The sequence below is a fragment of the Streptomyces malachitofuscus genome, from assembly GCF_055571035.1.
In genome coordinates, this window is record NZ_JBVIGA010000007.1 from 239856 (window position 1) to 251718 (window position 11863).

Genomic DNA, 11863 nt, shown 5'->3' on the forward strand with positions numbered 1-11863 from the left:
CGGAATCCCGGCGTGTATCCGCAGCTCAGAAGGTGTTCGAGGGGCAACCACCGTGTTCCTGACGATCAGTACCACCGGCACCGCACAGCGCCCGGCGACCGACCTCGGTTTCCTGTTGCACAAGCATCCCGAGAAGGCGCAGGCGTTCTCCACCTCCTACGGCAGAGCGCACGTCCTCTACCCCGAGGCCGACGACCGGCGCTGCACGGCGGCGCTGCTGCTCGAGGTGGACGCGGTGGCACTGGTCAGGCGCGGCAAGGGCAAGGGCCGCGGCGGCGCACCCGACGCCGCGCTCGCGCAGTACGTCAACGACCGGCCGTACGCGGCCTCCTCCCTGCTCGCCGTCGCGCTGAGCGGCGTCTTCTCCAGCGCGATGCGCGGGGTGTGCAACGCCCGGCCGGAGCTCCCGGGACAGCCGCGCCCGCTGCGCATCGAGGTGCCCGCGCTGCCCGCGCGCGGCGGCCCCGAACTCGTCCGCCGGCTCTTCGAACCGCTCGGCTGGGCGGTCACCGCGGAGCCCGTGCCGCTGGACAGCGCGTTCCCGCAGTGGGGTGATTCGCGCTACATACGCCTGGTCCTGGACGCGGACACGCTCACCGTCGCCGAGGCGCTGCGCCACCTCTACGTCCTGCTCCCCGTCCTCGACGACGCCAAGCACTACTGGGTCTCCTCCGACGAGGTCGACAAGCTGCTGCGGGCCGGCGAGGGCTGGCTGCCGGGACATCCCGAGCAGAAGCTGATCACCAGCCGCTACCTCTCCCGCCGCTGGTCACTGACCCGGCAGGCCATGGACAGGCTGGAGCTGGTCCGGCTGGCAGAGGCGGACGACAGCGAGGTCGAGGACATCGACAACGCCGTCGGGGCGGAGGCCGAGCAGGAGGAGAAGCCGACGCCGCTCGCCGTGCAGCGGCGGGAGGCGATCCTCGCCGCGCTGCGCGCCTCGGGCGCCGCACGGGTGCTCGACCTCGGCTGCGGCCAGGGACAGTTGGTGCAGCAGCTCCTCAGGGACCCGTCCTTCACCGAGATCGTCGGCGTCGACGTGTCGATGCGGGCGCTCACCATCGCCTCCCGGCGGCTGAAGCTGGACCGCATGGGGGAGCGGCAGGCGTCGCGTGTACGCCTCTTCCAGGGCTCGCTCGCCTACACCGACAAGCGGCTCAAGGGGTATGACGCCGCCGTGCTCAGCGAGGTGATCGAGCACCTCGACCTGCCCCGGCTGCCCGCCCTGGAGTACGCGGTGTTCGGCGCGGCCCGCCCCCGGACGGTCGTCGTGACCACCCCCAACGTCGAGTACAACGTGCGCTGGGAGAGCCTGCCGGCCGGCCATGTCCGCCACGGCGACCACCGCTTCGAGTGGACCCGTGCGGAGTTTTGCGCCTGGGCGGAGAAGGTGGCCGGACGGCACGGCTACCACGTCGATCTCCTGCCCGTCGGGCCGGACGACCCCGAGGTCGGACCGCCCACTCAGATGGCCGTGTTCGTGACCGGGACCGTGCAGGAGGCGAAGGCCGCATGACCAGCGAAGCCACTTCGACGACACCGGGCCGCAGCCTGCCCGTCACCGACCTCTCCCTCGTGGTGCTCATCGGCGCCTCCGGCTCGGGCAAGTCCACCTTCGCCCGGCGCCACTTCAAGCCCACCGAGGTCCTCTCCTCGGACTTCTGCCGCGGCCTGGTCGCCGACGACGAGAACGACCAGAGCGCCTCCCGTGACGCCTTCGACGTGCTGCACTACATCGCCGGCAAGCGACTCGCCGCCGGCCGCCGCACCGTCGTCGACGCCACCAGCGTCCAGCAGGACGCCAGGCGGCAGCTGATCGACCTGGCGAAGCGGTACGACGTCCTGCCCATCGCCATCGTGCTCGACGTGCCCGAGCAGGTGTGCGCCGAGCGCAACGCGGCCCGCACCGACCGCGCCGACATGCCGCGCCGGGTCATCCAGCGCCACACCCGGGAACTGCGCCGCTCGCTGCGCCACCTGGAGCGCGAGGGCTTCCGCAAGGTGCACGTGCTGCGCGGCGTGGAGGAGGTCGAGCACGCCACCGTCGTCACGGAGAAGAGGTTCAACGACCTCACCCACCTCACCGGGCCCTTCGACATCATCGGCGACGTGCACGGCTGCTCCGCCGAGCTGGAGGCGCTGCTCGGCAAGCTCGGCTACGCCGACGGCTCGCACCCCGAGGGCCGCACCGCCGTCTTCGTCGGCGACCTCGTCGACCGCGGCCCGGACAGCCCCGCCGTGCTGCGCCGCGTGATGGCCATGGTGAAGTCGGGCGACGCGCTGTGCGTGCCCGGCAACCACGAGAACAAGTTCGGCCGGTACCTCAAGGGCCGCAAGGTGCAGCACACCCACGGGCTCGCCGAGACCATCGAGCAGATGGACGGCGAGAGCGAGGAGTTCCGCGCCGAGGTACGGCAGTTCGTCGAGGGCCTCGTCAGCCACTACGTGCTCGACGGCGGCAGGCTCGTGGTCTGCCACGCCGGTCTGCCGGAGAAGTACCACGGCCGCACCTCCGGCCGGGTCCGCAGCCACGCCCTGTACGGCGACACCACCGGCGAGACCGACGAGTTCGGCCTGCCCGTGCGCTACCCGTGGGCCGAGGACTACCGCGGCCGGGCGGCCGTCGTCTACGGACACACCCCCGTCCCCGAGGCCACCTGGCTCAACAACACCATCTGCCTGGACACCGGCGCGGTGTTCGGCGGCAAGCTCACCGCGCTGCGCTGGCCGGAGCGGGAACTGGTCGACGTACCGGCCGAGCGGGTCTGGTACGAGCCGGCCCGCCCGCTGCGCACGGAAGCTCCCGGCGGCCACGAGGGGCGTCCGCTGGACCTGGCGGACGTGCACGGCCGCCGCGTGGTCGAGACCCGGCACGCGGGCCGGGTGTCCGTCCGCGAGGAGAACGCCGCCGCGGCCCTGGAGGTCATGAGCCGCTTCGCGATCGACCCGCGTCTGCTGCCGTACCTGCCGCCGACCATGGCACCCACCGCCACCTCGCACCTCGACGGCTACCTGGAGCACCCGGCGGAGGCCTTCGCCCAGTACGAGCGGGACGGTGTCGCGCGGGTGGTCTGCGAGGAGAAGCACATGGGCTCCCGCGCGGTCGCCCTGGTCTGCCGCGACGCTGCCGTGGCCGCCGAGCGCTTCGGCGTCGTCGGCGGCGGTACCGGCTCGCTGTACACCCGTACGGGCCGCCCCTTCTTCGACGACGCCTCCGTCACGGAGGAGATCCTCGGCCGGCTGCGCACGGCGGTCACCGAGGCGGGCCTGTGGCACGAGCTCGGGACGGACTGGATCCTGCTGGACGCCGAACTGATGCCGTGGTCCCTGAAGGCGTCCGGCTTGCTGCGCTCGCAGTACGCCGCGGTCGGCGCCGCCTCCGGGGCGGTGTTCCCGGGCGCCCTGGCCGCGCTGGAGGCCGCGGGGGCCCGCGGTGTGGACGTGGGCGACCTGCTGGACCGCCAGCGCGAGCGCGCGGCGTCCGCCTCGGCGTTCACCGACGCCTACCGCCGCTACTGCTGGACCACCGACGGCCTGGACGGCGTGCGCCTGGCGCCGTTCCAGATCCTCGCCGTCCAGGGCCGGAGCCTCGCCGCCCTGCCCCACGACCAGCAGCTCGCACTGCTCGACCGCATGGTCGAGCACGACGCCACCGGCCTGCTGCAGACCACCCGCCGCCTCTACGTCGACACGGCCGACCCCGAGTCGGTGCGGGCCGGCGTCGACTGGTGGCTGGAGATGACCGGACGCGGCGGCGAGGGCATGGTCGTCAAGCCCGTCGGTGCCCTGGTCCGCGACGCCTCGGGCCGCCTGGTGCAGCCCGGCATCAAGTGCCGGGGCCGCGAGTACCTGCGGATCATCTACGGTCCCGAGTACACCCGGCCGGAGAACCTGGATCGCCTGCGCAACCGCTTCCTGAACCACAAGCGGTCCCTCGCGATCCGCGAGTACGCGCTGGGCCTGGAGGCCCTGGACCGGCTGGCCGAGGGCGAGCCCCTGTGGCGCATCCACGAGCCGGTCTTCGCCGTCCTGGCCCTGGAGTCGGAACCGGTCGACCCCCGCCTGTAACCGACCGGCCTGCGCCGGAACTCTCCGCGGGCACCTGCCCGCAGGCGGGGGCCAGGCAGCACAGTTCCGCCCCCGCGGGCCGGGTTGGTGCGGGTTGCACGCGCCCCGCCGCGCCGCTTCGGCAGTGGCGCCCGCGGAGGGCTCGCCGGCCCCGCCTTCGCACGCCGCCGCCCCGACGGGCTGTGCCGGGGCTTCGGGGCGGCTGCCGGGGGGCCGTCGGCGGTGCGCGCGGGCGGCGCCGGGTTGCTGCGGTGGGGGGTTCGCAGTGTGCCGTCGCTGGATCCGCCCGCCGGGGTCTGCACGTCGCAGCCCGGACGGGGGATCGCCGCGTGCGTGTGCCGGGACGGCGGTTGCCGTTCACGTGGGAATTCGGCCAAGGTGTCACCCCTGCGGGCGATCCTGGCCGGAGGGCGACGTTCCGACCTCATTCGTCCCTGGTTAACCGCTGGTTGCCGTGCTAACTTCGCTGATCGGTCAGGCAGGCGAACCGGCTCAGGGGGAAAGTCGGTGACAACGGACACAGGGCTCGGTGAATCCGAGCGTGCGCGGGGCAGCCGGGTGCTCCTGGGGCTGACCAACGCCCTGTGCGACCTCGGCTGCATGGAGGACGCGCAAGGGCGTCTGCACTTCGCCGTGGTGCTGGGCGATCTGCTGGGCACCCAGGTCGACCTCCGCGGCGTCAAGTTACGGGAGGACGTCGTCCTTCTCGTGCGCGCGGCGCTGAACACGGCGGGCGGCGAACGCGTACTGGTCGAAGTGGTCCGGATCCTCGAAGGCGACCTGGCGGGCGACGAACTCGACCGCGTGCTCGACGGGCTGCTCGACCGGCCCCCGGCACCGACCGGACCGCCCGAGATCCTCGCGGGCCCCGCCGTCTCCCGGGACGACGAGCGGAGCGCCCGCGCCGTCCTCGCCCGGGGCGAGTTACCCGCCACGCGCCTGCGCGACGCCCTCGTCGAGGAACTCAACGGCCTCGACCTCCCCACGGGGCTGACCCCGGATCAGCTCTTCTCCCACGTCCTCGGCTGGACCGCGCAGCTGGACGGGCTCCCGCCCGCCGTGCTCCTCGTCGACCACGCCGCCCGGCTCGCCGCCACCCCGGCCCATCGCACCGCCCTGGCCGGCTGGGCCGACGACTGGGCCCGCCGGGCCGGACTGACCGAGCAGCTGGAGGAACGCCGGCAGGCCGCCCCCACGACCCCGGGCGACCCGGACATACCGTGTTGCCTCGTCATCGCCGTGGAACCGGCGCGGGACGGTACCCGCGACATCGTCGTACGTCCCTGGCTCAACACCGTCCCGGGGCACTGGAACCCCCAGCCGGGGGAACCCGCCTACACCACCCTGGACGACCTCGGCATCGCCGTAGGACAGGCGCTGCGACAGGGCACCCGGCTCTGGACGGCACAGCGCGAGCCGGACACGAGAGGACGCCGGCCCCCACCGCCGTACATCGAGTTCGTCCTCCCCTACGACCTGCTCAACCACGACGTCGCCGGCCTGACGCACCGGGTCGGGGACGGCCAGCCGCTGCCGCTCAGCCTCAAGTACGGCGTGCATCTGCGCAGTCTGGAGCGGATGTGCTCGGACGACACCGTGATCCGCGACCAGTGGCAACAGCGCTGGCGCACGCTGCGGGAGCAGGGCGTCGCCGTCCACGGATGGCGGGAACGGGACGGTTCCCGGCTGGATGCGTGGCAGGCGGGCCTCGCCGGGGAAACAAGACATACGGCGGTCGTACTGGACGCGCCCAGCGACACCCGTGCCCTGGCGGCGCTCAAGGCCGCCATCGCGGAAGGGATAGGGCTCGCCGTATGGGACCGCAGAGGAGTCTTCGCCGAGGAGCGACGAGAGGTGGTGACCGCCTTGTTCGCCGCCGCCCAGACCCCGTCACGCATACCGACCGCCGTGCATCTGCTGCGCAGGAACGCCGAGAGTGACGGGCAGGGGCCGGGCGAACTGCTCGGCCGCCACATCGGATTCTTCTGGGACGACCCCACCCGGCCGATCGACTTCCAGCCCACCGATCCCGGCGATCTCGCCGACGAGGAGGCGACCGCATGACCGCGCAGGAGCAGACGGCCCCCAACGGCTGGCGGGTGTTCCACGGCACGGGCAGGGAACCGGCCGTCCCGCCCGCGCTGCCGCAGCCGCCGCCCTGGCGCACGTTCGGCGGCGGTCCGCCCCGTCCGGTGCCGCCCGCCGACACCCAGGCCGCCGTGCGCCGCCTCGGTCCCGGCGACATGGCGCCGCAGCTGGGCGAGGAGGAGATCGACGTCGTCAACTCGGCCCTGCTGCTGCGGCGGCCGCTGCTGATCACGGGCCCGCCCGGAGTCGGCAAGTCCACCCTCGCCTATCTGATCTCCCGGGAACTGGGACTGGGCCGCGTCCTGGAGTGGAACATCGTCAGCCGCACCGTGCTGCGCGACGGCCTGTACGCGCATGACGCCATGGGAAGGGCCCAGGCCATCGCCGCCTGGCGCGCGGGACTGAACCGCGCCACCGGGAACGCCGAGGACGCGGCGGCCGGCGACGGCGACACCACCGGCGAGTCAAGGACACGTCAACTTCCCCCCGCATTGGGAGACTTCATCACTCTGGGGCCACTCGGCACGGCTCTGCTGCCCTACGATCGACCCCGGGTGCTTCTCGTCGACGAGCTCGACAAGAGCGACATCGACCTGCCCAACGATCTGTTGCACGTCCTGGAGAATGGAAGCTATGACGTCCCGGAACTGGTGCGTGACGCCGCCGACACGGCCCGCGTCCACACCAGCGACCCCGGGAGCCGGGCCGACGTGCGCGACGGGCGGGTCGAGTGCCGGGAGTTCCCGGTCGTGGTGATCACCAGCAATGGAGAGCGTGAGTTTCCGGCCGCGTTCCGCCGGCGGTGTCTGCCACTGGAGATGCGTACGCCCACTCGGGAGCAGCTGCTGGCCATGGTGGAGGGGCACCTCGGCGCCCGGCCCCAGGGCACGGAAGACCTGGTGGAACTGTTCGTCCAACGGGTCCAAGCGGGCGGTACGCACTCGCTCGACCAGTTGCTCAACGCTGTCCAGATGACTACGGCTGGTGGTTTCCAGGCGGATGGTCACGGGGCTAAGCTCGTGGAAATGCTCCTACGCGACCTCGCGAAGGGCCGCTGAATGAAGGGCTACCCCAGGGAGCACGCATCCGGGCTCGGCGACGGTTTCCCCCGCTCGGGGTCGTCGCCCCCTTCGGCGTTCCCTGAGCCCGACGACACGAGCGAGCGCGGAGCAGCACCGCGTGACGCCCCGGACCCGACCGGAGCGCGCTGGCAGGACGTCGCCGACGCGGTCTGGCTCGCCGCGTACTGGGACCGTCACGGCGGCCCGGTCGTCGGCGCGCCCCCGGCCGCCCCCGCCGCCGTGGCGCCGTCCCCGCCCGCACCGCCCCGTCGCGTGCCTGTGCCCGCGCCGTCGGCCGAGGAGGAGGATCGGCCGGAGCCGCCCCCGGCCGGCGCGTTCCCGGCCGCCCCCGCCCCCTCCGCGACCGACGGCCCGCTGACCGGCCACGGCACCGCCGTCCCCGGCGACCCGCCCCGCCCCCGGTCCGCCGGACGCGCGGCCGGCGGACCGGGCCCGGCGGCACAGCTGTTACCCGACCCGGAGGGGCCGTTCGCCGCGGACGTCGGGCGGCCCCTGCTGCCCGCGGAGGACCGCTCCCCGCACGGACCCGGCCGCGTCACCGCCCAGTTCGCGCGCGCCCTGCATCTGCTCGCCCGCCGCGTCCCCTCCCGCGACACCCTGGAGCTGGACGAGGAGACCACCGCCGAGCAGGGGGTCGCCGACGGCATGTGGATGCCCTTCCTGCGCCCCGCCCGCTCCTCGGCCTTCCATCTGGTGCTGCTCGTCGACGACGCCCCGACGCTGCGGATCTGGAAGGACTCCGTCGCCCGCCTGGCCAGAGCCGCCGAACACAGCGGCGCCTTCCGCACCGTACGCACCGTCCGGGTGAACGTGCCGCGCACCGGCCCCGCCACCCTGCGCTGGGGCACCGGACGGACCACCTCCGACCCCGGTGAACTCCTCGACGGCCGCGGCGGCCGCATCTACCTCGTCGTCACCGACGGACTCGCCCACGGCTGGGCCGCGCCGGCCGCCGACGAACTCCTCGGCCGCCTCGCCCAGGCCGGCCCCACCGCCCTGGTGCACCTGCTGCCGCCCCACATGCGCCGCCGCTCCACGCTCTACCCCTACGAGGCCGTGCTGGAGGCCGGCGGGTTCGGCGCCGCCAACGACGCCCTCACCCACTGGCCGCCGCCCGGCGGACCCGATCCGCTGCGGCCGCTGCCGGACGGCGGCGACGGGGCGGTGCCGGTGCCCGTGCTCTCCCTCAAGCCCGGCTCGCTCGCCGCCTGGGCCGGACTGGTGACCGGGGAGCGCGGCGTGCGCCGCGCGCTGCCGATCGTGCTGGCCGGCACCCTCGTCAAGGGCGCACCGGCGCCGGGACTGCGCGCCCCGCGCTTCCCGCGCGCCGCCAGAGCCGCCGTCCGTCGCTTCTTCACCCTCGCCACACCCGCCGCGCGTCGGCTCGCCTCCCAGCTCGCCGCCGTGCCGTTCGACTTCGACCTCTTCGAACAGCTCCGGCACCGCATCATGCCGGAGACCCGGCCGGACCATCTGGCGGAGATCCTGATGGGCGGGCTGATCGACTGGGACCACGGCGCCGAGGGCCGGCCCGAGTTCGCCGAGGGGGTCCGCGAGGAACTCCTCTCCGCCACCACGCGCAGCCAACTCGCCCACACCGTCAGTGTGGTGGGCGAACTGCCCGCGGCGGGTGAGCGCGGTGTCGCCCTGCGCGCCGCCCTGCGGGACCCCCTGGGCGCCGCCCTGCCGGACCCGTCCCTGCGCGACTGGGCGCGCAGCGAGCTGGCGGTGATGCGGGCACTGTCCGGGCCGTACTCCGAACGGGCGCGGCGGATCGAGCCCCGTCTCTCCCGCGGCACCGGCGCGGACACGGCCGAACGGGTGCATTCCGATTCGTCCGAAGTTACGCCCTCTGAGGTGAACCGTGCCAATGATGGGGGATCGTCCGACGGAGGGGGAAGCCTGCCACCGTCGAACGGTCCCGACGAACCAGGAGAGCCCGTGCCAAGCCCGGTAACCGACGCCACCCCACAAGAAGCCCCGGAGGCTGAGCCGCTCATGCAGAGCACCATGACCCCGACGCCCGCCCTTCTGGTGAACGTTCCCCTCCGGAACACCTCGTTCGTCGGCCGGCAGGCGCTGCTGAGGGCCGTGGAGGACCAACTGGGTGCCCAGGACACGGCTGCCGTGCTCCCGCACGCACTGCACGGGCTGGGTGGTGTCGGCAAGTCCCAGCTGGCGCTGGAGTACATCTACACCCACCAGCACGACTACAAGGTCATCTGCTGGATCCCCGCCGAACGGGAGAGCCTGATCCTCGCCGCGCTGGCCCAGCTCGCGGCCCAGCTGGGCGTCGCCCCGGCGGGGCAGGACAGCACGGGCGCGCCCGCCGCCAACACCGCCGTGCCCGCCGTCCTCGAGGCACTGCGCACCGGCACGCCGTACGACAACTGGCTGCTCGTCTTCGACAACGCGGAGGACGTCGAGGCGGTCCGCCAGTACTTCCCGACCAACGGGCCGGGGAAGGTCATCGTCACCTCCCGGAACCGGGCCTGGGAACGCGTCGCCACCCCGCTGCCGGTCAACGTGTTCGACCGCGAGGAGTCGATCGAGCTGCTCCAGCGGCGCTCGCCCGACCTCACCGAGGCCGACGCCGACCGGCTCGCCGAGGCCCTCGGCGACCTGCCGCTGGCGGTCGAGCAGGCCGGTGCCTGGCGCGCGGTCACCGGCATGCTCGTCGACGAGTACCTCGACCTGCTCGCCCAGCGCAGCCCCGAGATCCTCGAACTCGACCCGGCCCCCGACTACCCGGTCTCCGTGGCCGCCGCCTGGGACATCTCGCTGGAGCGGATCCAGCAGAACAACCCGGGCGCCCGCCAGCTCCTCGACATCTGCGCGAGCATGGCCCCGGAGCCGATCCCGCGGTCCATGCTGCGCGGCAGCCGGGGTGTGAACGTGACGCCCGAGGTCGACCCGCTGCTGCGGGAGGCGATCAAGCTGAACCGCGCGGTCCGCGACCTCAGCCAGTTCTCCCTGATCAGGGTGGACCCGCGTTCCGACACGCTCCAGATGCACCGTCTGCTGCAGACGGTGCTCCTGGCCAAGCTGGGCCGGCAGGAGCGCGAGCGGATGCGGGACGCCGCCCACCAGCTGCTGTCGGCCGCCAAGCCGGGCCCGCCCGGCTCGTCGCTGGAATGGCGCGCCTATCAGGCGCTGCTCCCGCACGTGCTCACCTCGCACGCGGTGACCGCCACCGACACCTATGTGCGTGAGCTGGTCTTCGACACCGTCTGGTTCCTCTACTACTGGGGCGACCACGAGGGCGCGGCGGACTACGCGCGGCAGGCGTGGAGCGCGTGGCTCGCGGCCTCCGGCGAGGAGGACAACCAGGTCATCCGCATGACGAAGAGCCTGGGATTCCTGCTCCGCCAGAACGGCCAGGTGCCGGAGTCCATCCCGCTCACCGAGAAGGCGCTGGAGGTCTCGCGCCGCATCGAGGCCGACACCGAGGACATGATCGACTCGCTGTGCGAGATGGCCGACGCCCGCGGCTACCAGGGGCGGTTCCTCGAGGCCCGGAAGCTGACCGAGGAGGCCACCGAGCTGGCCCGGTCGCTGTTCGGCCCGGACGACCCGGTGACGCTGCGCGCCATCCATGCCTGGGGCAGGGACCTCCGGCTGTGCGGCGACTTCCGCCAGGCGCTGCCACTGGACCAGGAGAACGCCCGGCAGCGTGAACTGCTGTTCGGTCCGGCCAGCTTCTTCACGCTCAACACCCTCAACGGTCTCGCCATCGACATGCGCGAGAGCGGCGACTTCATGGGTGCGCGGGACTTCCAGGAGGACGTCCACCGCCGCGCCAGGGCGGCGCTCGGCGGGGAGCACCCCCTCACCCTGCGCATCGCCCGCAACCTCGCGGTCTGCCAGCGCCGTGACGGTGCGCTCACGGAGGCGACGAAGCTCTCCGAGGAGACCTTGCGGCGGTTCGTCGCCCGGTACGGGCCGGACCACTTCGACTCCCTGTCGACGGCCGTCAACCTCTCGGTCGACCGGCGCCTGGCCGGCGATCTGGAAGGCTCCCGTGAGCTGGCGGAGTCGACCGTGCGGCGGTTCGAGCAGCGCCTCGGTGCGCATCACGCCTACACGCTGCTGACGAAGGCCAACCTTGCCGCGACCTGGCGTGCGCTGGGGGCCCATGACACGGCCCACGACCTGGAGGAGGACGCGGAACGCCGGCTGACCGAAACGGTGGGGGAGCGGCACATCACCACCCTGACCGTGGCCATCGGCCGGGCGAACACGGCGTACGGGCAGCTCGACTTCGAGCGGGCCCACACGATCGACTCGGCCAACCTGCCGCTGCTGGCGGAGGTCGCCGGAGAGGACCACCCGCTCACGCTGGCCCTGACCGCGAACCTCGCCCTCGACAAGCGGGGTCTGGGCCGTGGCGCCGAGGCGGAGGAGCTGCAGCGCAAGGCGGTGGAGGGCTTCAGCCGGGTGCTCCGTCCGGACCACCACTGGCTCGCGGCGGCCCTCCAGCGGGCCCGCATCGAGTGCGACATGGCCCCGATGCCCCTGTGACACACGGCGGCGGGGGGGGGGGGGGGGGGGGGGGGGGGGGGGGGGGGGGGGAGGGGGGGGGGGGGGGGCGCGTTTGGGGAGGTCGTATCTTTGCGGGGTTTTTT

The 11863-nt window shown here is 73.2% G+C and carries 5 protein-coding genes; all 5 read left to right on the top strand.

The genetic code is table 11. The features are described from left to right. The first annotated feature begins 52 nt into the window (after nucleotides 1-52). The 5 genes from ACZ44S_RS13095 to fxsT all read left to right on the top strand — a co-directional run bounded on the left by ACZ44S_RS13095 (nucleotide 53) and on the right by fxsT (nucleotide 11759). A complete protein-coding gene (locus ACZ44S_RS13095; protein ID WP_466927898.1) occupies nucleotides 53-1516 on the top strand; it encodes a 3' terminal RNA ribose 2'-O-methyltransferase Hen1 in 1464 nt (487 codons plus the stop codon). Continuing rightward, nucleotides 1513-4068 carry a polynucleotide kinase-phosphatase gene (locus ACZ44S_RS13100; RefSeq protein WP_466927901.1) on the top strand — a complete coding sequence of 852 codons (2556 nt, stop codon included), beginning with the start codon at nucleotides 1513-1515 and terminating at the stop codon, nucleotides 4066-4068. The genes ACZ44S_RS13095 and ACZ44S_RS13100 overlap by 4 nt, the downstream gene beginning before the upstream one ends. 507 nt (nucleotides 4069-4575) lie before the next feature. Then, nucleotides 4576-6132 (top strand): VMAP-C domain-containing protein, encoded by a 1557-nt coding sequence (locus tag ACZ44S_RS13105; RefSeq protein WP_466927903.1) that lies wholly within the window; start codon nucleotides 4576-4578, stop codon nucleotides 6130-6132. Further along, nucleotides 6129-7214, top strand: a complete 1086-nt coding sequence (locus ACZ44S_RS13110; protein WP_466927905.1) for an AAA family ATPase — start codon at nucleotides 6129-6131, stop codon at nucleotides 7212-7214. The genes ACZ44S_RS13105 and ACZ44S_RS13110 overlap by 4 nt, the downstream gene beginning before the upstream one ends. Continuing rightward, a complete protein-coding gene (fxsT, locus tag ACZ44S_RS13115) occupies nucleotides 7215-11759 on the top strand; it encodes an FxSxx-COOH system tetratricopeptide repeat protein (protein ID WP_466927907.1) in 4545 nt (1514 codons plus the stop codon). The last annotated feature ends 104 nt before the right edge of the window (nucleotides 11760-11863 follow it).